Below are 20,532 nucleotides of genomic sequence, written 5' to 3'. Positions count from 1 at the left end.
CCCTTGAGGATGTGGAGGAGGCGGAGATTCCTGACGCAGGGTCAGTTGCTCTTGGGATCGAGGGCGTCACGCAGCCCGTCGCCGAGCAGGTTGAAGGCGAGCACGGTGAGGAAGATCGCCAGACCGGGGACCACCATGTACTGGGGGTCCACCTGGTAGTACTTGATCGCGTCGTTGAGCATGCCGCCCCAGGAGGCCTGCGGGGGCTGGATGCCGACGCCGAGGAAGCTGAGGCCGGCCTCGAAGAGGATGTTGGTCGGGATCAGCAGGGTCGAGTAGACCAGGATCGGACCGACCAGGTTCGGCAGCAGTTCCTTGAACAGGATGAACGGGCCGCGGGCGCCCAGGCTGCGGGCCGCGTGGACGAACTCGCGCTCGCGCAGCGAGAGCGTCTGGCCGCGCACGATCCGGCCCATGTAGGGCCAGTTGAAGAAGCCGATCACGAAGATCAGCACCATGATGTGCAGCGGGAGGCCGTGCAGTCCGAACGCGCCGCCCTGCAGCGAGGTCGAGATCGCGATGGCGAAGAGCAGCAGCGGGAACGCCAGGAAGACGTCCATGATGCGGCTGATCACGGTGTCCACCCAGCCGCCGTAGTAGCCGGCCATCACGCCGAGCACGGTGCCGATGGTGTTGGACAGCACGGTCGCGCCGAAGGCGACCAGCAGGGAGACCCAGGAGCCCTCGATGGCACGGGAGAGCAGGTCACGGCCCTGGAGGGGGTCGACGCCGAGCGGGTGGTCCCAGCTCATGCCGCCCCAGTTCCCGATCGGCAGGCCGCCGAGGTTGGCGTCCAGGATGTCCGGGTCCTGATGGAGTGCGTCGGGGTCGAGCCCGAAGAGGGCCTCGATCGGCTTGGCCAGCACGGCAAGCAGGATCAGCAGGATCACCACGACGCCGCCGGCGACGGCGATCTTGTCCCGCTTGAAGCGGGTCCAGGCGATCTGGCCGAGGGAGCGGCCCTCGATCTTCTTGGCCGGGCTCACGGTGGCGGGTGCCCCCGGTTCGTTCCCGGCGGTCTTGATGGGTGCGGTCATGGTCAGTTGGTCCCCTCGCCGACGGTGGCCGGCCCACGGGTGCCGGTCACCGGTTCGGCGGTACGGCTGCGGACGTGCGGAGGTGCTTGGAGCAGGTGTTCGCGGCAGTACGTCGTGCACAGGTACTGCCACCACGCGGGATGGGCGTCGCGTGGATCGAGCGGTCGGCTTGCGCGTTCACCTTCGTGGGGTTCCAAGTACGCGCGGTGCGTTGCGCAGAACTCTCTGCCATCCGAACTGGCTTGCGCCAGCCCTGCCAACCGACAGATGCCCAACTGTGATCTGTGCGCATGCACCTCCCAGATCGTTGGCATATCCCTCTTCACATGGCCGCACCAGCCATGTCAAGATGCCTGCCTGGCCCGACCGGAAGTTCGTCCGGAAAGCACCGAAGCCGACCTGATGTGAAATCAAGTCGGCTTCGGGTATGGGGCTTTGGGGTTTTGGAACTCAGCGCCCGGGGTATCCGGGCCACGGCCGCTGCGGCGGCTGGGGCTGCCCGTGCCAGCCCGGAGCGGGCGGCTGGGTGCCGTAGTACCCCGGCTGCTGCGGCGGGTGGTAGCCCGGCGGCGGCACCGGCGGGTAGGCGCCGGTCGGCCGGCCGAGACCGGCCGCCTCCCGGTCGTAGAACGGCCGCGTGTTGGCGCGCATCCACAGCGCCACCGGGTCGAACTCGTCCGCCATCGCCACCGTGGACACCGCCAGCCCCTCCGGGGCCACCGCGATCGCCCGCTGCATCAGCGCCCGGACCGCCTCCACGGCCGACGGCGAACTCTCGTACAGGTCCAGGCCGATCGCCAGGTACGGTTCACCCACGGCCGGCTGCACCCAGGCCCGGCGCAGCGCCCGGACCGCGCGCACCTCGCCCGCCTGGCGTTCCAGCAGCGCGAAGAACTGCTGAGCGGGCACCTGCGGTTCGCTCAGCTTCAGCGGCCCGGCCGGCAGCCGGTCCAGGCCCGCCGCGATCCGCCGCAGGTCCGCCCAGGGCACGCCGACGCCGCCGCCCGGGGCGTGCGGGTTCAGCCACAGGCCCCAGCGGGTCCGGTACAGCGAGGCGGCGATCTCCCGCCCGGAGATCACCTCGTGGGCCCGCGCCCAGCCGGAGGCGGCCAGCTGCTCGGGCGAGGTGACGGCCGGCGCGTAGCCGTGGCCGCTGATCTCCATGTTCCCGTACTGGGCGTCCGGGCTGCCCGGCGTGCCGTGCCAGAGCAGCATCCAGACCTGGCCGTCGGCCAGCGCGTGCAGCAGCTGCTCGTACGCCTCGTAGCGCTCCGGCGCGACCTCGCGCAGCGCGCGCTCCAGCACCCCCGGATCCGCGCCGGGGCGCCCGGCCGGTGCCTGGCCCCAGGGCCCCGGGGCACCGCCCGCTACCGCTCCCGCACTCATGCGCCCACCTCGCTGCGCCTCTTTCCTCACCTGCCGCCGGTCCGTCGGCCGTCTGCACGCACCCTATGGCGCGGCACCGGCCACCGCCACGGCGACGTGCCTACGAACAAAGCCCTGATCCGGGTGCTCACATCCGGCTGGTCACATCCGGCTACTTACATCCGGCTACTCACATCCGTGTGCTGGTCACATTCGTGTGTAGAAAGGCAGTACCCGGGTGAGCATCCACTCGACCACCGGATCGTCGGCGAGGTCGAGCAGCACGAGGTGGACGCCGCCGGGCAGCGGCGCGGTTCCCAGCGCACGGCCGAGTGCGTCGTTCACCGCACCCGGGTCCGCCGGGGCGGCCGGGTCGAGCTGGACACCCACGAACATCACGGTCGGCTCGCCCTCGATGCTGGCGAGCGCCCGCCGCGCGGTCAACACCCCGGGCAGGGCGGACAGTTCGGCCCGGCAGGCGGCCAGGAAGTGCTCCGGGTCCTCGCCCGGCACCGGCTCGCGCAGCGCCACCCGGCCGCCGGTCGGGGCGGCGGGGTCCTCGGGGCTCCCCCAGCGGTCGGCGCGCGGCCCGCGGCGCAGCTCGGCCACGCCCTGCGGCGGCACCGGGATGCCCACCGCGGCCTCCGGGTTGACGGCGATGCCGACGCCCAGCGGCAGCCCGCGGGCGAACTCCCAGGCCGGCGCGATCGCGAACGCCATTCCCGGCGCCTGCTGGAGGAACACCTCCTGCGAGGAGAACACCGGCACGTACGGGTCGCCGGCCAGCTCGATGGTCGGCAGGTCCAGCGCCTGCCCCTGCGGGTCGCCGCCGGCCGGCAGCGGGATCCACACCTGGCTGCGGGCCAGCACCTCGATCACCCGCGGGGTCGCGCCCGGATCGCCCAGGGCGGCGGTGAGCACCTGCTCCAGCTCGTTGGCCGGCCACGCGCCGCCCGGCGGCGCCGACTCCGGGCCGCCCCACCCCTGCTGCTGCTCCACCGGGTACCCCATGCGCCCCTGCTACCGCCCTCTGCCGGTCGGCCGCCCACTGCTGCGCCGACGCGGAGCAGTCTAGGGCCCGTCTTCGGACTCCCGTCGTCCGCCCGCAGGGCGGGCCGGGCGGCGTTGGGGTGCGTGCATCGCAAGGCGGAGGAGGGAGTCCATGCGGAGCATCGGCGACCGACGACAACGCAGCGAGGCGCGTGCCCCGGCGTCGCCCGGCAGGCGGGAGTCCGAAGACGGGCCCTGGGGCCCGTGTTCGCCTTCATGTCGGGTGACAGTTCGGGTCATGGTTCGGCAGCGCGCCGTGTGACCGGGTCCCCCCCTCCCGTCGTCGGCGCGGACGTGCCATGATGTGCGCGTCCGACGGCGTCGTGCGACGTCGGCCCCACAACTCCATACCGGCCGCTCGAACCCGCGCGGGAGAGCCCGGAGTGCCCCGTCTGGCGGCACAGCCGGCGCCGAAGGAGCAAGTCCTCCCCGGAATCTCTCAGGCACCCCTACCGCACGGGTTAGGCACATCTGGAAAGCGGCGCACGGCCCTGTCGCGCGCCCACCCACGGTGCAAGCCGCCATGCTGTCCTGAAAGCTGGAAACAGCCACGGGCCGCGGTGCGGTGAAGCTCTCAGGTTCGACGACAGATGGGGAGACCCACGCCGCCGCATGCCCGCGCGCAGGGTCGGCCCCCGAGCGGGTCCGGTCCGGTGCGCGCACCCCTGAGTGCCCAGACCGAGGAGTTCCAGGCCATGTCGTCCCTCCGCCTCACCGCGCTCGACGCGCTGCACCGCGCCCTCGGCGCGACCATGACCGACTTCGCCGGCTGGGACATGCCGCTGCGCTACGGCAGCGAGCGCGAGGAGCACCTCGCCGTCCGCACCAAGGCCGGTCTGTTCGACCTCTCCCACATGGGCGAGATCACCGTCACCGGCCCGCAGGCCGGCGAGATGCTGGACCACGCGCTGGTCGGCTTCGTCTCCGCGCTGGGCGTGCTGCGCGCCCGCTACACCATGATCTGCGCCGAGAACGGCGGCATCCTGGACGACCTGATCGTCTACCGCCTGCGCGAGGACGCCTTCCTGGTCGTCGCCAACGCCTCCAACGCCCAGCTGGTGCTGGACGAGCTGATCGCCCGCGCCAAGGGCTTCGACGCCGTCGTCACCGACGACCGCGACACCTACGCCCTGATCGCCGTCCAGGGCCCGGAGTCCACCGCGATCCTGGCGAAGACCACCGAGGCCGACCTGCCCGGCCTGAAGTACTACGCGATCCTCCCGGCCCAGGTGGCCGGCCGCGACGTGCTGCTCGCCCGCACCGGCTACACCGGCGAGGACGGCTTCGAGATCTTCTGCAACCCGGGCGACGCCGAGGCGATCTGGCAGGCGCTGACCGCGGCCGGTGAGGGCCACGGCCTGGTGCCGTGCGGCCTGTCCTGCCGCGACACCCTGCGTCTGGAGGCGGGCATGCCGCTGTACGGGCACGAGCTCTCCACCGACCTGACCCCGTTCGACGCCGGCCTCGGCCGGGTGGTCCGCTTCGACAAGACCACCAACGAGGGCGCGTTCATCGGCCGCAAGGCGCTGGAGAAGGCCGCCGCCGAGGCCGAGGCCCACCCGCCGCGGGTGCTGGTCGGCCTGGTCTCCGAGGGCAAGCGCGTGCCGCGCGCCGAGTACACCGTGGTCTCCGCCGACGGCGCCCCGATCGGCCGGATCACCTCGGGCGCGCCCTCCCCGACCCTGGGCAAGCCGATCGCGATCGCCTACGTCGACGCGGCCCACGCCGCCCCCGGCACCACCGTCGCGGTGGACGTGCGCGGCAAGCACGAGCCGGTCCAGGTCGTCGCGCTGCCGTTCTACAAGCGCGCCCGCTGACGCTGCCCTTTGACGCTGTCCTTCCGAGAGATCCACGTCGAATTTCCACAGATCCACGTCAGATCCACGTCGAAGCCGTCCGTGCGGCGGCCCGCTTCGTCGTACCCGCTTCCCATCCTGGAGAATGACGCCATGAGCAACCCCCAGCACCTGCAGTACACCAAGGAGCACGAGTGGCTGACCGCCGCCGTGGACGGTGTCTCGACTGTCGGTATCACCGCCCACGCCGCCGATGCGCTCGGTGACATCGTCTACGTGCAGCTGCCCGAGGTCGGCGAGACCGTGACCGCCGGCGAGACCTGCGGCGAGCTGGAGTCCACCAAGTCGGTGAGCGACCTGTACTCCCCGGTGACCGGTGAGGTCACCGAGGTCAACCAGGACGTCCTGGACGACAACGCCCTGGTCAACAGCGCTCCGTTCGAGGGCGGCTGGCTGTTCAAGGTCCGGGTGGAGTCCACCGACGAGCTGCTCAGCGCCGACGAGTACGACGCCCTCACCAACCCCCAGGGCTGATCCCTGGGCCGGGGCGGCCGCAGCGCGGCGGCCGCCCCGCTCCAGCGGCCTCCCCTCCTCCCTCCTCCCGGGAAGACCACACCATGACGGTTCTGAACCAGTCCCTGCACTCCCTCGACCCGGAGATCGCCGCCGCGGTCGACGCCGAGCTGCACCGCCAGCAGACCACCCTGGAGATGATCGCCTCCGAGAACTTCGCCCCGGTGGCGGTCATGGAGGCCCAGGGCTCGGTGCTCACCAACAAGTACGCCGAGGGCTACCCCGGCCGCCGCTACTACGGTGGCTGCGAGCACGTCGACGTGGTCGAGCAGATCGCGATCGACCGCATCAAGGCCCTGTTCGGCGCCGACCACGCCAACGTCCAGCCGCACTCCGGTGCGCAGGCCAACGCCGCCGCGATGTTCGCGATGATCCAGCCGGGCGACACCATCCTGGGCCTGAACCTGGCCCACGGCGGTCACCTGACCCACGGCATGAAGATCAACTTCTCCGGCAAGCTCTACAACGTGGTCGCGTACCACGTCGACGAGAAGACCAGCCAGGTCGACATGGCCGAGGTCGAGCGCCTCGCCAAGGAGCACCAGCCGAAGCTGATCATCGCCGGCTGGTCCGCCTACCCGCGCCAGCTGGACTTCGCCGAGTTCCGCCGGATCGCCGACGAGGTCGGCGCGCTGCTCATCGTCGACATGGCGCACTTCGCCGGCCTGGTCGCCGCGGGCCTGCACCCCAACCCGGTGCCGTACGCGGACGTGGTCACCACCACCACCCACAAGACCCTGGGCGGCCCGCGCGGCGGCGTCATCCTGTGCAAGGCCGAGTGGGCCAAGAAGATCAACTCCGCGGTGTTCCCCGGCCAGCAGGGCGGTCCGCTGGAGCACGTGATCGCCGGCAAGGCCGTCGCCTTCAAGGTCGCCGCGTCGGAGGAGTTCAAGGAGCGCCAGCAGCGCACCCTGGACGGCGCCAGGATCCTCGCCGAGCGCCTGCTCCAGGACGACGTCACCGAGGCCGGAGTCTCGGTGCTGTCCGGCGGCACCGACGTGCACCTGGTCCTGGTCGACCTGCGCAACAGCCAGCTCGACGGCCAGCAGGCCGAGGACCGCCTCCACGAGGTCGGCATCACGGTCAACCGCAACGCCATCCCGAACGACCCGCGCCCGCCGATGGTCACCTCCGGCCTGCGCATCGGCACCCCGGCGCTCGCCACCCGCGGCTTCCAGGCCGAGGACTTCCGCGAGGTCGCCGACATCATCGCCGAGGCGCTCAAGCCCGCCTTCGACGAGGGCACCGCCACCGCGCTGAAGGCCCGCGTCACCGCGCTGGCCGAGAAGTACCCGCTCTACCCGAACCTGTGACCGTCCAGCCTGTGACCGTCCAGGGGTAGGTGACCGGCCTCACCCCGCCGGCGCACCTGGGATTCCGGGGCACCGCGCACACTGGAAGTGCGCGCGGTGCCCCGTCCCGTGTCAAACCCCTGCCAGCAAGTCCTTCCACGAGACCAGACAAGGACGTCCCCCGTGGCCATCAGCGTCTTCGACCTCTTCTCCATCGGCATCGGCCCGTCGAGCTCCCACACCGTCGGCCCGATGCGCGCCGCGCGGATGTTCGCCCGCCGGCTGCGGTCCGAGGACCTGCTCGCCCAGGTGGCCGGCGTGCGCGCCGAGCTGTACGGCTCGCTCGGCGCCACCGGCCACGGCCACGGCACCCCGAAGGCCGTCCTGCTGGGCCTGGAGAACAACTCCCCGCGCACCGTCGACGTCGACCAGGCGGACAAGGACGTCGAGCGGATCACCGCCGAGAAGCGGATCAACCTGCTCGGCGAGCACCCGATCGACTTCGACCCCGACACCCAGCTGATCCTGCACCGCCGCCGCTCGCTGCCCTACCACGCCAACGGCATGACCCTCTGGGCGTACGCGGCGGACGGCTCCACCCTGCTGGAGAAGACCTACTACTCGGTCGGCGGCGGCTTCGTCGTCGACGAGGACGCGATCGGCGCGGACCGGGTCAAGCCCGACGACACCGCGCTGCGCTACCCCTTCCGCACCGGCGAGGAGCTGCTGCGGCTCACCCGGGAGACCGGGCTGTCCATCTCCGGCCTGATGCTGGAGAACGAGAAGGCCTGGCGCAGCGAGGAGGAGATCCGGGCCGGGCTGCTGGAGATCTGGCAGGTCATGCAGGAGTGCGTGCGGGCCGGCATGTCCCGCGAGGGCATCCTGCCCGGCGGCCTCAAGGTCCGCCGCCGTGCGGCCGCCGCGGCCCGCGCGCTGCGCGCCGAGGGCATCGGCCCGGCCAACGCCATGGAGTGGGTGACCCTCTACGCGATGGCGGTCAACGAGGAGAACGCCTCCGGCCGCCGGGTGGTCACCGCGCCGACCAACGGCGCGGCCGGGATCATTCCGGCGGTGCTGCACTACTACCTGAACTTCATCCCGGGTGCGGACGAGGACGGCATCGTCCGCTTCCTGCTCGCGGCCGGCGCCATCGGCATGCTCTTCAAGGAGAACGCCTCCATCTCCGGCGCCGAGGTCGGCTGCCAGGGCGAGGTCGGCTCCGCCTGCTCGATGGCCGCCGGCGGCCTCGCCGAGGTCCTCGGCGGCAGCCCCGAGCAGGTCGAGAACGCCGCCGAGATCGGCATCGAGCACAACCTCGGCCTCACCTGCGACCCGGTCGGCGGCCTGGTCCAGATCCCCTGCATCGAGCGCAACGGCATGGCCTCCGTGAAGGCCGTCACCGCCGCCCGGATGGCGCTGCGCGGCGACGGGCGGCACCACGTCTCGCTCGACAAGGCGATCAAGACGATGAAGGAGACCGGCGCCGACATGAAGATCAAGTACAAGGAGACGTCGCGCGGCGGGCTCGCGGTGAACGTCATCGAGTGCTGATCCTTTCTTCGGCTCTTTTCGCGGCGGTGCGATCGAGCCCCCGGACGGGTTTTCCGTCCGGGGGCTCGTTTCGTGAGGTAAACCCGTAGCCGACGGAGCGTCAGTCGGGCAATAATCCCCGCGAGTTGGTTAACGCCACAGGGGGGAGTGGATGACGTTCCAGCCGTACGCCACGTCCGCCGAAGCACCGCCGTCGTCCCCGTCGCCGTACGCCACGTCCGAGGCCACCCGGCTGCTGTGTGCGGGCGTGTACCTCGACCCGGAGTTCCGCCGGCGCGTGATCTCCGAGCTGGTCGAGCACGACGAGCGTTCCGTCCCGCCGTCGCTGGGCTTCGACCTCGTCCAGGTCCTCGCGCACGCGCTCAAGGCCCGGGCGGCGGAGGCGCTCACCGGCGCCGTGCTGGCCGTGCTCTGGCTCGGCTTCTTCGCCGCCTCCTACCAGCCGCTGATCGCCCACCCGCCGACCGCCCATCACTCGTCCGGGTACGGATACGGCGGCGGGTACGGGTCCTCGCCCTCCCAAGCGTTCGGCGACGGCGTCGGCACGGCCGCCCCGTACGTCGCGAACTTCGCCTTCCTCTACGCGCTCGTCTGCCTGCTGTCCTGGTTCGCCAAGACCCCGGCCGCCCGGGACCACGCGCTCTACGCGCCCGCGCCGCCGGCCGGTTCGCCGTCCCCGCTCCGGCGCGCGCGCAGCGGCTTCCTCGCGGTCGTCGCCGTCCTCGCCCAACTCGGTTACTGGGCGCTCGCGGTGAACGCCCTCCGGGACTCGTACTACCTCGGCGCGGTCTTCCCGTTCGCGCTCGCCGCCGTGGTGTGGGTGCACCGGCTGCTCGCCGCCCGCACCGTTCGCGAGCGGCTCAACCGGCTGCGCTACCCCGACCTGCCGCCCGTCGAGCTGCCCCGCCGGGGCCGCTACCGCGCGCTCGCGGCCGCCATCGAGGCCGAGCAGTACTCGCCGCTCGTCGTCTACGACTCCGCGCAGCCCTTCCTCGGCGCCGGGGTCCCGTTCCAGCCCTGGTCGTTCGTCCTGGAGCTCAAGCGCCGCACGACCGGGCGCGTCCTCCCCGAGCAGCGCGTCCCCCCGGAGCAGCCCGACCTCACCGCGCGCGCCGTCCTCGACCTGATCGTCCCGCGCCTGCTCGCCCTGCGGCAGGCCGCCGCCGAGACCAGCCTGGACCGGCTGCGCGACATGGAGGTCCGGGAGGTCGTTTTCCTCCCCCACGGCCCCCAGCGCGCCGCCGTCCGGCGCGACCGCGAGGCCGTCGAGCAGCACCTGCGCGACGCCGTCGACGAAGGCGCCGAGCGGCGCCGGCACTTCCTGCGGATCCGGGTCGGCGCGTGGGACGAGCAGGTGGTGCTGTCGGTGCTGATCCGGGTGCACACCCAAGGGCGGCTGCTCGTGCTGGAGGTCGTGCCGCACGTCCTGGGGCCGGTCCGGCACGACTACGAGCTGCTGGCCGACGCCGTCGCCCTGCGCGGCGTGCGGCTGCGCTCCGGACGACCGGCGGTGTCTGCCTTCGTCGCCGGGCCGGCCGCACTCCAGGCGCTGCTGCGCTACGGCGCCGGGCCCGGTGGCGGACTCGGCGCGGGGGCGGACGGCGGCACGGCGCTGTCCGCCCGGCCGACCGTCTCGCTGCGCGAACTCGCCGCCGAGTCCACCGTCTCGCTGCTCCAGGACCTCGACGTCAACCGGTACGTGCGGACGATCCAGGAGCGGGTCATCGCGGGCGTGCGCGAGGCGCTGCACAGCGAGGGCTACGAGACCGGCCGGTTCGAGCAGACCGTGGTGCAGGTGCTGGAGGGCGGCGTCTACATCGGCGCGATGAGCGGCGGCGCGGTCGCGTCCGGGGCGGGCGCCTCGGCGCGGGCCGGGGCCGCCGGTGGTGAGGGAACGACATGACGGAGGGATTTTCAGTGACCAACGAAGAGCGGGAACAGACGGGCGGGGTGTCGATCGGGCACCTGTCGGGCGGGGCGGTCGCGGCGGGGGACCACGCGGTGGCGGAGGACCGGTCGCAGCGGGTCGGGGAGGCTGCTCCGGTCGTTCCCGCTGCTCCTCCGGCCGGCTCCCCCAGTGGGATCGCGATCGGGGCGATGAGCGGGGGCGCGGTGGCGGCCGGGGCGGGTGCCCGGGCCGTCGACTCCTCGGTGCACCTCGACGCCTCGGCCCGGCAGTTGCTCACCTCCGTCCGTACGCTGCGGCAGCAACTCCCGCTGCTGGCACGGGCGGAGGGGGACGGTGTGGCGCAGGTGGAGGGCGAGCTGGAGGCCGTCGGCACGGAGATCGAGCAGACCGGCACGGCCGGTCGCTCCCGGCTGGAGCGGCTGCGCGACCTGCTCAAGGGCGCGGGGACCGTGGTGTCCGGGCTCGCCTCGGCGCTCGCCGTCGTCCAGGCGATCGAGCAGTTCCTGGGCTGAGCCATGGATCTGGAATGGGATGCCGAGCGCCAACGTTGGGTGACCCGGCCGGCCGGGCCGGGCGCGCCGGCGCCACCGCCCGTCCCGCCGCCGCCACCGCCTCCGTCCTTGCCTCCGCGGCCACCACGACCGCCAGGGCCGCCGCGACCGCCGCGACCGCCGCGACCGCCAGGCAAGCTGCGCCCGCAGGCGATCGTGCTCGCGGCGGTGGCCGGCGTGCTCATCGGCGGGATCGCGGGCGGCGGCTGGTACCTGCTGTCACTCCGCAGCGAGGGGAAGCAGCCGGTGAGCGCAGCGACCTCGCCTCCCCCGTCATCCCCCTCGCATTCCCCCTCCCCCACACTCTCCCGTTCCCCCTTCCCCACCCCCACCCCGACACCATCCACCCCGACGCCAGCACCGACCCCGACCACCGGCCTCACCCTCGTCCAGGACCCGGCCGGATTCACCCTCCCCGTCCCCGACGGCTGGCAGCGCCGCGCGGACGGCACGTCGGTCTTCTACGACTCCCCCGACGGCACGAGCCTGATCCAGGTCTTCGTGATGGGCACCGGCACCCCGCTGGCCCAAGCCTCCGCCACCGACAGCAGCCTGGCCGGCAACCCCACCCGCTTCCCCGGCTACCAGCGCATCCGCCTCGAACAAACCGCAGGCGGCGCCGCCGAGTTGGAATACGCCTACACCCCACCCGGCAAGCCCACCCGCCACGTCATCGACCACATCCTCACCGCCCCCGACGGCCAGACCTACGCCCTCCTGGTAGCCGGCCCCACCGAAACCTGGCCCACAACCCTCCAGCGCATCCAGCAGTCCCTGGTGACTTCATGGTGCCTCTCCACCCACTGCTGACCCCCGCCGCACAGAAAGTCGACCCCGCCGACTTCCTGCGCCCCCTCCCCCACCACCGATCAGGCACTGCCCTCCAGGCGGGCCGCCATCGCGGTCAGGCGGCCCATGGTGTGGGCTACGCCGAGGCCGTCCATGTAGTCGCGGACGTGCACGATGCGGCCGTCGCGGATGCGAATCACCAGGAGGCCCGGGACGGTGAACGGGCGGCCGGTGGGGGCGATCGTGCCGGTGACGACCTGTTCCACCGTGATCACCTCCGCATCCGTGCTCTGGTGGACGGCGATCTCGTGGATCTCCTTCGGCTGCGCCGGGCTCGCGCCCCAGGCGGCGCGGTAGCCCGCCCGCACCTCCTCGCGGCCTGCGTAGCGCTCGGGCATGCCGGGGAACAGGAAGGGGAAGTCGTGGACGGCATCAGCGGCGTAGAGGTCGGCGAGGGCGTCGGCGTCCTTGTCGAGCATCGCCTGCCGATAGCGGGCGAGGATGTCGAGCGGGGTGGCGTTCGGCATGGGCGAGCTCCGTTCCGTCGTGAGGAGAGGGCGCCAGAACACCTGCGCGACAACCGACTTTAGCCGTTCGAGTTCGCCGGCTCGGCCGTGGTCCTTCGACGGCTTCGACTGACTGCGGGCCGGTGTCCGGGACCGGGTTCGGCCTCGTGAGGCACTCCACCGCCCGCTCGTACGCGTCCGAAGGCACGCACCGGATCCAGTACGGACCGTGCCGCAGCCCGTCCGGATCGATGCCGCCGCCTGCGTAGTCGTCGCGGAAGTACTCGTGCGCGACGAGGGCGGTCAGCAAGTCCCTGTTCCGGGTGCCCGGGGGAAAGCGGAAGGACTTCAGATCGACCCAGCGAAAGCCGTGCCCCCGGCTGTCGGGGAAGGGGTGGTGCCGGAAGTTCACGAAGGTCCGGCCCGTGAAGTCGAGTTCGATCACCGGATCACGCTACCCCCGGGCCCGGGCCGGAACTCGGTCCGGCCCGGCCCGGACCGCTACTCACGGATCACCCGAAGGCGAGGAATGCCAGGCCGGTGGCGAGGACGGCCAGGCCGAACCAGGAGGCGGCAGGCAGGTGTTCGGCGAGGACGGCGACGCCGAGGAGGGCGGCGACGGCGGGTTCGGCCAGCGTCAGCGTCGTGGCGGTCTGGGCGGTGGTGTGGCGGAGGCCCTGGCCGAAGAGGCGGTAGGCGAGGAAGGTGGTGATCACGGCGAGGTGGAGGGCGACGGCCGCGCCCCGGAGCGTGAGCAGCCAGTGGCCGTCGCTGAGCAGCAGGACGGGGAGGACGAGCAGCGCAGCCCCGCCGAACATCGCGCCCATCACGCCGCCGGACGGGTGCCCGTGGGCGATCAGCTTGCCGCCGACGAGGGAGTAGGCGGCGTACGAGAGGCCGGCGAGCGCGGCCAGCAGCACGCCGAGGACGTCAACGGGCGTGGTGCCACCCGTCAGTTCGGGGCCGAGGACGAGGATCGTGCAGCCGAGGACGGCCGTCGTGGTCGCGACGACCCAGCGGGCGGTCGGCCGGGCCTGGCGGGTGAGCCAGGCGAGGAGGCCGGTGAAGACGGGGGCGCTGCCGAGGGCGATCACGGTGGACACGGCCACACCGGTACGGCTCACGGCCGGGTAGAACGTGACCGGGTAGCCCGCCACCGCGACCGCGCCCAGGGCGAGCAGCCACCGCTCACGGCGGGTGCACACCCGGGGCAGGGAACGGGCGGTGCGGGTGGAGAGGAAGAGGAGCAGGCCGCCGAGGACGAGCCCGGCGGCGCCGATGGCAGCCGGGGGCGCCCCGGCGGGGGCGAGGGAACTGGCGGTCCCGGTGGTGCCCCAGAGTATGGCGGCGGCCAGGATCGGGAGCGGCCCGCTAACGGGGTTGAGGGTGCGGTTGGGCACAGTGGTGAACTTCCGTCGTCGAAGACCGTCGTGGGAACTGGTTTCGAAACGGGCGCACGCAACAGCCCCCTGGCGGCGACGAAGGCCGGCCGGGACAGCGGGGTCAAGCCACCACCGAGCGCCCGATCAGGCGCAGAGCGGTGGCAGAACGACGTGCCAGTACGAGTTCACAGGCCCGATGGTACCGGGGTTGCGCAGGAGGTCGACGGGGCCGACTTCCTGCGCAGCGACGGAACGTGTTCAGTCGGCTGGCCACTCAGTCGCCTTGTCGCCGAGCAGATCACGAGTGGACGCCACATCTTCCGCAAAGGCTTCATCCGGAGCGGGCGGGTAGGCCGGCGAGGAGAGGGCGAGTGTGAACCAGACGGTTTTGCCGATGTAGCGCTCGCCGCGGGAGTGCGCGCCCCAGGAGGTGGCGAGGGCGGCGACGAGTTCGAGGCCGCGACCGGACTCGTCGTCGGGGGCGGGGTGGCGCGGGACCGGGAGGTCGGGGCTGGCATCGGAAACTTCGACGCCGGCCGAACGAGGAATCCCTTGCAGCCTCTCGGGTTCGCTGGTCATCGTGGAGACGGTGAACCACGAACGCTACGCCTACGTCGAGACCCACAGCACCAACCTCCTGCACAACGATCCGCAAGTCGTCGGCCAACTCAGCGCGCGCCAGGCGATCTTCCAGGCCGAGGCACTCGGCATCACGAACTCCGCGGAGTTCATCAGGAGAGAGGTGGAGAAGCTGTAGCGAAGAGGATGGGCGTCCGAAGCTCAAGGGCCTGCGGTCGAGTGACCCCCTAGTGGAATGGGTGGGTAACCACCTTCCAACCACCATTGCGCGCAGCAGATATGACTAATCGTCACTGCTTCGCCACAGCCCGTTCCGCCGTGTAGCGTGCGCAGTAACAAATCAACCCCCGCCGGTGCGCCAACACCGAACGGGGGTCTGACCGGCACGATCGAACGGACTCGATCCTGTGGCTAATCACGACTCTACTCGCATGGCCGCGCCCGGATACGGCAAGCAGTCCGCTCCGGGGCAACTTCCCGCCGGGGCGAACGACTTCACGCACCTCCCGGCCCGCGAGGCGTACCTCGCCTCCCTGATCGACCACCTCCCCGACGGCGCCGCCATGGACGCGAAGACGCTCGCCGCCCTCCAGCCCCACTACGGGCAGATGGCCGTCCGCACAGCCCTCAACACCCTCTCCACCGCCGGTCACCTGCGCCGCGTCCGCGAGCGCGTGAGCGGCGACCAATGCCGGTGGGTGTTCCGCACCTACTTCTCCCGAACGCCCCGCAGCGACGCCTGGTGGGCCCGCTTCCTCGTCACCGGCGAGGCGGGCGAGTCAACGGAAAACGCACCCGATCCCCCGAAGGAGCGAAGCGCCTCCCCCGCTCCTCCCACCTCCCCGGCCTACGCCGCCCTCGCCGGCCTCGGGCTGGCCGACGCCCGCCTGGCCCTCTCCGCCGCCGACTGCGAGGCCCTCGAACCGCTCGCCGCCGAGTGGCTGGCCCGTGGCACCCCGCCCGCCCTGTTCACAGCCACCCTCATCGCGGGCCTCCCACCGGCCGTCCACAGCCCGGCCGGCTTCACCCACCGCCGCCTGATCGACAAGATGCCCCCGGAACGCCCCGTCCAAGAGCCGGCCACCCGCATCCTGGAGTGCACCGACTGCCGCACCCCTTGCCGCCCCCACGCCCTCCTCGGGGGCCTCTGCCGCGTCTGCCGCACTGGCACCACCGGCCAACGAACGCCGCCACCCCCGCCCCGCCTCTCCCCCGCCGTCGTCCGTCGGCACGCGGCCGAGGTACGCAGAGCGATGGGTGACGGAAACCCCGTGGCACAGCGGCCCGCACCCGTGCTGAACTGGGCGGATGGACCATGACGACGTACTCGCCCTGTTCGACCGCCAGCTGCGGCGCGACGTGCGGCCCGACAGCCCCGGAGCCCGCGTCGAGCGGGACGGCGACGTCGTGCGGCAGGTCGGCACGGATCACGACTGGAACGGCATCGTCTGGTCGGACGTCAGCACCACCACGGCGGACGAGGCGATCGCGGCCCAGGTGCGGTACTTCACTGCCCTGGGGCGCGAGTTCGAGTGGAAGGCCTACGCCCACGACCGGCCGGGCGACCTCGGGAGGCGGCTGGAGGCGGCCGGGTTCACAGCCGGTCCGGAGGAGGCGGTGATGGTCGCGCCCGTCCAGGATCTGCCCACCGACGTCGCGCTGCCGGAGGGCATCCACCTGCGCGCGGTGACCGACCCTGCCGGGGTGGATCTCCTGGCGGACGTCCACGAACAGGCCTTCGGCACCAGCAGCGCCCGGTTGCGGCAACGACTGCTCGACCAGCTCGCCGAGGGCTCGGAGACAGCCAGCATGGTCGTGGCTATGGCCGGGGACATGCCTGTGTGCGCGGCGCGCATGGAGCTGTGCCCGGGCACGGACTTCGCGGGACTCTGGGGCGGCGGCACCGTGGCGGCCTGGCGGGGGCGGGGGATCTACCGGGCCCTGATCGCCCATCGCGCCCGGATCGCCGCCGAGCTCGGCTACCGCTACCTGCAGGTCGACGCCAGTGATCAGAGCCGCCCGATCCTGCAACGGCTCGGGTTCACCGTGCTGAGCACCACGACCCCGTACGTCTGCAAGCCGTAGGCCCCCGCCGCTTCGCTTCGGCCGAGGCCCGACTGGGATTCGACCGAGAAAGACCCCCACCTCTGCCCGCTGATCATGAATATTCACAGGTGGCGGCGTTAACCTATGCAAATTCCAAAGGTGAAGTAGGTTACAAACCTTTCAATCCAAGACGCCCGGTTTGCCCGCATGCTGAGACCGTGCAATAGTTGACACATCGGACTTCGACTGGCCCGACCTGGCACAGTCGACGCCCATCGCGCGGCACGCACCCCCTTGGCCGGCGCGATGACTTGCAGGGGCCCCCATCCGCCGGACCGCGGCGATCTCGGGGGCCCTGCGTGTTTTACGGGCCGGGAAGAAGAGCCCGGGGAAGAAAAGCCTCAGTGGCGTTCGCGGATCTTCAGCTCGAACCAGACGCCCTTGCCCCGCGGCAGCAGGTCGGCGCCCCATCGGTCGGCGAGGTCGTCGATGACCCGCAGGCCCCGCCCCCGCTCGTTGACGGGCAGCGGCTCGGCGAGGATCACGCAGGGCAACGCCCGCGAGGAGTCTCGGACTTCGATGCGCAGCCAGCCGGGCTTGCGGCTCACCTGGAGCCCGATGGTGCGGCCGGCGGCGTGCCGCACGGCGTTGGAGATCAGCTCGCTGGTGAGTAACTCCCCGGCCTCCAGGTGCTGGTGGAGGTCCCAGGACTCCAGGACGGACAGCACCAGCCGACGGGCCACCGGGCCGGACTCCGGCCGGGACGGCAGCCGCACCTCGCTCGGCGTGGACTGATCGCGCAGCCTGCCGAAGTACATCTCCTCCAGCTCCGCGGAGCTGAGCCGCTCAAGCGCCGAGAGCGCTCCCTGGACGTCGATCCAGGTCGCCTCGGCGACCAAACCGGCCCCGGGAACTGATGACTGATCTGTTTCGCCCCAACCCGCCATGCGACCCATCATTGCGGAACGCAAGCAGCCGCGTACGGACAATGAACAAACGATCTCCGCCGAGTCGGCATATGCCCCGTGCAAGCAAAAAGCGACCCGGGCCCGACGTCCGTCAAGCCCGGGTTGCCGCAAACCTGCTTCTACCAGGCACTCCAGGCCAGGTTCCAGCCGCTCAGACCGTTGTCCGGCTCCAGGGTCTCCTTCTTGATGGAGTTCTTGACGATCACCACGTCCCCGACGAGCGAGCCGTCGTAGAACTTGCCCATCGAGGTGGAGTCGCCGCCGCCCTCGGCGTCCTTGAGGCCGACGCAGCCGTGGCTGACGTTGTCCCCGCCGAACACCCCGTTCTTGGCCCACCAGTTGCCGTGCACGTACGTGCCGGAGGTGGTGAGCCGCATCGAGTGCGGCACCTGGAGGTCGTAGGGCGCGCCGGTCATGCCGGGCAGGGTGCTGGACTGCATCCGCACCGTGCCCTCCTTGGACATGATGACCATGGTGCCGTTCCAGGTCGGGTGGTCGTCCGAGCCGGAGGTGATGTCGATGTCGGAGCTCTGGCCGTCCCGCTCGACGGTCATCTTGTGCGCCGCCGCGTCAACCGTCGAGATCTGGGATCGCCCGATCGTGAAGGGCTCGTCCCGGTCCGAGCCGCCGTAGACGCCCGGGGCGATCTCTACGCTCTTCAGGCGGTAGTGCACGGTCACCTTGGTGCCCGGCTTCCAGTAGCCCTCGGGGCGGAAGTCCAGTCGGCGGTCGCCGAACCAGTGGCCCTTGACCACGGTGCCGTTGTCGGTCTCGAAGGTGACGCCCTTCGCGACCGCGTCCTTGTTCTTGACGTCCTTGGTGAACTCCACCGAGACGATCATGCCGACACCGTACGTCGCGTTGTTGTCGACGTTGTCGACCGCCTTTGCCTGGGCCTCCGGCGTCAGCGTGGTGAAGTTGCTGTCCGCCTCGGCGACCACGCCGTTGGCATCCGCGGCCATCGCGCTCACCTGGTAGCCGGTGCCGACCGAGAGGCCGGTCGATGGAGTCCAGCTGGAGCCGTCGGCGGCGATCGTGCCGGGTATCTCCTTGCCGGTCTTGTCGCTCACCTTGACGGTGGTGAGCTTGCCGCCCGTCGCCCCGACCTTCAGCGCGCCCGGTGCCACGTCCACCGAGCCGGTCTTCGGCTCGATGCTCACCACGGCCTGCGACACCTTCGGCGCCGCGCTCGTGGGAGCGGCGGAGGCCGAGGCCGTACTGCCCGCCGCGCCGGCCCCCAGGTCGGCCTTGGCCGCGCTCCCGCCACCGTCGCCGTTGCACGCGGCCGTCAGCACCATCATGCCGCCGACCAGACCGGTGGCCACCACTCTGCGTATCGACCTCACGTCGATCCCTCCCTCTGAACCCCACTCGAACCCCACCGGGCCCGACCAATACACGCGCTGACCACCGGAAAGGTTGCGCCATTCGAGGGCTTTGCGCTTGGAAAATGCGATCGGCCCGACCCCAACGGGTGAGGGTCGGGCCGATCGACGAGAAACCACCGGGGCACCGGGACTACCGGCGCCTACCAGCGGGTAAGGCCTACCAGTTCGCCCAGGCCACGTTCCAGCCGCCCAGCCCGTTGGAGGGCGAGACGGTCTTCTCCTTCGAGTTCACGATCTTGACGACGTCGCCGACCATCGAGTCGTTGAAGAACTTGCCCGCGACCGAGCTGTCGCTGCCGCCCTTCTCGTCCGCCATCGAGACGCAGCCGTGGCTGGCGTTGGTCTTCCCGAACGGGCTGGCCCAGTAGTTGCCGTGCACGAAGGTGCCGGAGGTGGTCAGCCGCATCGCGTGCGGCACGTCCTGGATGTCGTACTCGCCGCCCAGACCCACGGTCTGCGAGTTCATCCGGGTGACCTTCTCCTTGGACATGATCACCATCGTGCCGCTCCAGGACGGCGTCGCGTCCGCGCCCAGCGTGACCGGCACGGTGGTGCTCCTGCCGTCCCGCTCGACGGTCATCCGGTGCGTCTTGGCGTCCGCGGTGGAGATCATCGAACGGCCGATGGTGAACGGCTCGTCCTTGTCCACGTCGCCGTAGATGCCCGGGGAGACCTCGACGCTCTTCAGCCGGTACTTGATGGTGGCCTTGGTGCCCGGCTTCCAGTACTCGGCCGGACGGAAGTCGAGCCGGCGATCGCCGAACCAGTGGCCCTTCACCTCGGTGCCGTTGTTGGTTTCGAAGGTGATCGCCTTGGCGACGGCGTCCTTGTTCTTGATGTCCCGGGTGAACTCCACCGAGACGATCATCCCGACGCCGTAGGTGGCGCCGTCGCGGATGTTGTCGTTGGTGGAGACCTTCTTCTCCGGCGTCAGCGTGGTGAACGAGGTCGTGGACGCGGCCACCAGGCCCTCGGCGTCCTTGGCCTGCGCGTTCACCTTGTACGCCATGCCCACCACGAGCCCGGCGGCCGGCTTCCAGCCGGTGCCGTCCGGGGTGATCGCGCCCTCGACCGGTTTGCCGTTCTTGTCGGTCACCTCGACCGTCGTGAGCTTGCCGTTGGAGACGGCCACCTGCAGTGCGTTGTTCGGCGCGACGTCCTGGGCGCCGTCCTTCGGCTCGACGGCCAACACGGCGGCCGAGGTCTTCGGCGTGGCCGGCGCGCCCCCGGGCGCCGCGCTGCCGTCCGCCCCCGCTCCCGCCGTCGCCGCCGCGGAACTGCCGCCCCCGGCCGAGTCACTACTGGCCTTGTCGTCGTTGCAGGCCGCGGTGAGCAGCAGCACCCCGCCCATGGCCAACGCCACCGCACCCCTGCGCCCATAGCCCCTGGGCCCGAAGCCCTTGCCCCCGAAGCGACTGGTGGTACGTATCGCGGCGTCAGCCGCCTTCCCCGTCTTCACGGTTTCTCCCCTCCCGGTATCCACTCTCTTGACGCGTTGAGTGCCCCCATGAGTTGCACCGGACGCCGATCTTTCGCGCCACGGCCAGGCGCCGCGGAGCAGGATAACCGGGGTGCCCGAGTGCATCCCGAGGGGAGGTGGGTGGAGCGGGGGTAAAGCGACCGTGAAGATTGCCCGGCAAGATCGACAAGCAGCTGGAGCGCGCTCCCTGCCAGAAGGTCGGGCGGGCAGCGCGGAGTCCATCCGCCGGTAAGCCCCCGTTCAGCCGCTTCCGATCAGCGCAAACCGGGA

19 protein-coding genes and 1 riboswitch are annotated in these 20,532 nt (G+C 71.3%); of the genes, 10 read left to right on the top strand and 9 right to left on the bottom strand.

From position 1 onward, the window contains the following. Positions 1 to 41: 41 nt before the first annotated feature. The 3 genes from KV557_RS19460 to KV557_RS19450 all read right to left on the bottom strand — a co-directional run bounded on the left by KV557_RS19460 (position 42) and on the right by KV557_RS19450 (position 3,413). A complete protein-coding gene (locus tag KV557_RS19460) occupies positions 42 to 1,037 on the bottom strand; it encodes an ABC transporter permease (protein ID WP_218201958.1) in 996 nt (331 codons plus the stop codon). A 450-nt stretch (positions 1,038 to 1,487) separates the two neighbouring features. Beyond that, positions 1,488 to 2,423, bottom strand: a complete 936-nt coding sequence (locus tag KV557_RS19455; RefSeq protein WP_218201955.1) for an enhanced serine sensitivity protein SseB C-terminal domain-containing protein — start codon at positions 2,421 to 2,423, stop codon at positions 1,488 to 1,490. A 186-nt stretch (positions 2,424 to 2,609) separates the two neighbouring features. Then, on the bottom strand, positions 2,610 to 3,413 hold the full coding sequence (locus tag KV557_RS19450; protein WP_218201953.1) for an enhanced serine sensitivity protein SseB: 804 nt from the start codon (positions 3,411 to 3,413) through the stop codon (positions 2,610 to 2,612). Positions 3,414 to 3,811: 398 nt separating this feature from the next. Next, positions 3,812 to 3,917: riboswitch (glycine riboswitch) on the top strand. 230 nt (positions 3,918 to 4,147) lie between these two features. On the opposite strand from KV557_RS19450, the gene gcvT reads away from it, so the two are divergent. The 7 genes from gcvT to KV557_RS19415 all read left to right on the top strand — a co-directional run bounded on the left by gcvT (position 4,148) and on the right by KV557_RS19415 (position 11,934). Continuing rightward, on the top strand, positions 4,148 to 5,269 hold the full coding sequence (gene gcvT, locus KV557_RS19445) for a glycine cleavage system aminomethyltransferase GcvT (RefSeq protein ID WP_218201951.1): 1,122 nt from the start codon (positions 4,148 to 4,150) through the stop codon (positions 5,267 to 5,269). A 132-nt stretch (positions 5,270 to 5,401) separates the two neighbouring features. After that, a complete protein-coding gene (gene gcvH / locus KV557_RS19440; RefSeq protein ID WP_218201949.1) occupies positions 5,402 to 5,782 on the top strand; it encodes a glycine cleavage system protein GcvH in 381 nt (126 codons plus the stop codon). An 83-nt stretch (positions 5,783 to 5,865) separates the two neighbouring features. Further along, positions 5,866 to 7,134 carry a serine hydroxymethyltransferase gene (gene glyA, locus KV557_RS19435; RefSeq protein ID WP_218201948.1) on the top strand — a complete coding sequence of 423 codons (1,269 nt, stop codon included), beginning with the start codon at positions 5,866 to 5,868 and terminating at the stop codon, positions 7,132 to 7,134. A gap of 162 nt (positions 7,135 to 7,296) precedes the next feature. Beyond that, positions 7,297 to 8,664 (top strand): L-serine ammonia-lyase, encoded by a 1,368-nt coding sequence (locus KV557_RS19430; RefSeq protein WP_218201946.1) that lies wholly within the window; start codon positions 7,297 to 7,299, stop codon positions 8,662 to 8,664. Positions 8,665 to 8,815: 151 nt separating this feature from the next. After that, positions 8,816 to 10,567 carry a hypothetical protein gene (locus tag KV557_RS42735; RefSeq protein WP_256177646.1) on the top strand — a complete coding sequence of 584 codons (1,752 nt, stop codon included), beginning with the start codon at positions 8,816 to 8,818 and terminating at the stop codon, positions 10,565 to 10,567. Positions 10,568 to 10,581: 14 nt separating this feature from the next. Next, positions 10,582 to 11,085 carry a hypothetical protein gene (locus KV557_RS19420; protein ID WP_218201944.1) on the top strand — a complete coding sequence of 168 codons (504 nt, stop codon included), beginning with the start codon at positions 10,582 to 10,584 and terminating at the stop codon, positions 11,083 to 11,085. Between the two features lie 207 nt (positions 11,086 to 11,292). Then, the gene (locus tag KV557_RS19415) at positions 11,293 to 11,934 is read left to right on the top strand and encodes a hypothetical protein (protein WP_218201941.1); all 642 of its coding nucleotides are present in this window, start codon (positions 11,293 to 11,295) and stop codon (positions 11,932 to 11,934) included. Positions 11,935 to 11,993: 59 nt separating this feature from the next. Here the strand turns inward: KV557_RS19415 and KV557_RS19410 are convergent, their stop codons facing one another. From KV557_RS19410 to KV557_RS42725, 3 genes are all read right to left on the bottom strand, one after another. Further along, on the bottom strand, positions 11,994 to 12,440 hold the full coding sequence (locus tag KV557_RS19410) for a nuclear transport factor 2 family protein (protein WP_218201939.1): 447 nt from the start codon (positions 12,438 to 12,440) through the stop codon (positions 11,994 to 11,996). Positions 12,441 to 12,931: 491 nt separating this feature from the next. Further along, positions 12,932 to 13,819 carry a DMT family transporter gene (locus KV557_RS44495; RefSeq protein ID WP_218201936.1) on the bottom strand — a complete coding sequence of 296 codons (888 nt, stop codon included), beginning with the start codon at positions 13,817 to 13,819 and terminating at the stop codon, positions 12,932 to 12,934. A gap of 240 nt (positions 13,820 to 14,059) precedes the next feature. Beyond that, a complete protein-coding gene (locus tag KV557_RS42725) occupies positions 14,060 to 14,380 on the bottom strand; it encodes an ATP-binding protein (RefSeq protein ID WP_256177645.1) in 321 nt (106 codons plus the stop codon). A 10-nt stretch (positions 14,381 to 14,390) separates the two neighbouring features. Here KV557_RS42725 and KV557_RS19395 point away from each other — a divergent pair, with 10 nt between their 5' ends. The 3 genes from KV557_RS19395 (at position 14,391) to KV557_RS19385 (ending at position 16,465) form a co-directional block, all read left to right on the top strand. Continuing rightward, the gene (locus KV557_RS19395; protein ID WP_218201934.1) at positions 14,391 to 14,558 is read left to right on the top strand and encodes a hypothetical protein; all 168 of its coding nucleotides are present in this window, start codon (positions 14,391 to 14,393) and stop codon (positions 14,556 to 14,558) included. A gap of 253 nt (positions 14,559 to 14,811) precedes the next feature. Then, complete coding sequence (locus tag KV557_RS19390; protein ID WP_218201933.1) at positions 14,812 to 15,699, top strand: hypothetical protein; 888 nt, start codon at positions 14,812 to 14,814, stop codon at positions 15,697 to 15,699. Next, positions 15,689 to 16,465, top strand: coding sequence for a GNAT family N-acetyltransferase (locus KV557_RS19385; protein ID WP_218201931.1), 777 nt, complete (start codon positions 15,689 to 15,691; stop codon positions 16,463 to 16,465). Before KV557_RS19390 ends, KV557_RS19385 begins: the two co-directional genes overlap by 11 nt. A 362-nt stretch (positions 16,466 to 16,827) precedes the next feature. On the opposite strand, the gene KV557_RS19380 is transcribed toward KV557_RS19385, so the two are convergent. The 3 genes from KV557_RS19380 to KV557_RS19370 all read right to left on the bottom strand — a co-directional run bounded on the left by KV557_RS19380 (position 16,828) and on the right by KV557_RS19370 (position 20,145). Continuing rightward, a complete protein-coding gene (locus KV557_RS19380) occupies positions 16,828 to 17,325 on the bottom strand; it encodes an ATP-binding protein (protein ID WP_256177644.1) in 498 nt (165 codons plus the stop codon). 188 nt (positions 17,326 to 17,513) lie between these two features. Further along, a complete protein-coding gene (locus tag KV557_RS19375; protein ID WP_308129973.1) occupies positions 17,514 to 18,740 on the bottom strand; it encodes a L,D-transpeptidase in 1,227 nt (408 codons plus the stop codon). A gap of 199 nt (positions 18,741 to 18,939) precedes the next feature. Beyond that, on the bottom strand, positions 18,940 to 20,145 hold the full coding sequence (locus KV557_RS19370) for a L,D-transpeptidase (protein WP_308129972.1): 1,206 nt from the start codon (positions 20,143 to 20,145) through the stop codon (positions 18,940 to 18,942). Between the last annotated feature and the right edge of the window lie 387 nt (positions 20,146 to 20,532).

Origin of the sequence: Kitasatospora aureofaciens (genome assembly GCF_019192735.1) — a bacterium.
GTDB lineage: Bacteria > Actinomycetota > Actinomycetes > Streptomycetales > Streptomycetaceae > Kitasatospora > Kitasatospora aureofaciens_A.
Note: the sequence above shows the minus strand (reverse complement) of the source record. Positions and strands in the feature narration are given on the sequence as shown.

Bases quoted from the DNA above. Each gene is read 5' to 3' on its own strand.
- KV557_RS42735 (WP_256177646.1), top strand. From the start codon at position 8,816: ATGACGTTCCAGCCGTACGCCACGTCCGCCGAAGCACCGCCGTCGTCC.
- KV557_RS42725 (WP_256177645.1), bottom strand. From the start codon at position 14,380: ATGACCAGCGAACCCGAGAGGCTGCAAGGGATTCCTCGTTCGGCCGGC.
- KV557_RS19460 (WP_218201958.1), bottom strand. From the start codon at position 1,037: ATGACCGCACCCATCAAGACCGCCGGGAACGAACCGGGGGCACCCGCC.
- KV557_RS19385 (WP_218201931.1), top strand. From the start codon at position 15,689: ATGGACCATGACGACGTACTCGCCCTGTTCGACCGCCAGCTGCGGCGC.
- KV557_RS19450 (WP_218201953.1), bottom strand. From the start codon at position 3,413: ATGGGGTACCCGGTGGAGCAGCAGCAGGGGTGGGGCGGCCCGGAGTCG.
- KV557_RS19455 (WP_218201955.1), bottom strand. From the start codon at position 2,423: ATGAGTGCGGGAGCGGTAGCGGGCGGTGCCCCGGGGCCCTGGGGCCAG.
- KV557_RS19410 (WP_218201939.1), bottom strand. From the start codon at position 12,440: ATGCCGAACGCCACCCCGCTCGACATCCTCGCCCGCTATCGGCAGGCG.
- glyA (WP_218201948.1), top strand. From the start codon at position 5,866: ATGACGGTTCTGAACCAGTCCCTGCACTCCCTCGACCCGGAGATCGCC.
- gcvT (WP_218201951.1), top strand. From the start codon at position 4,148: ATGTCGTCCCTCCGCCTCACCGCGCTCGACGCGCTGCACCGCGCCCTC.
- KV557_RS19390 (WP_218201933.1), top strand. From the start codon at position 14,812: ATGGCCGCGCCCGGATACGGCAAGCAGTCCGCTCCGGGGCAACTTCCC.
- gcvH (WP_218201949.1), top strand. From the start codon at position 5,402: ATGAGCAACCCCCAGCACCTGCAGTACACCAAGGAGCACGAGTGGCTG.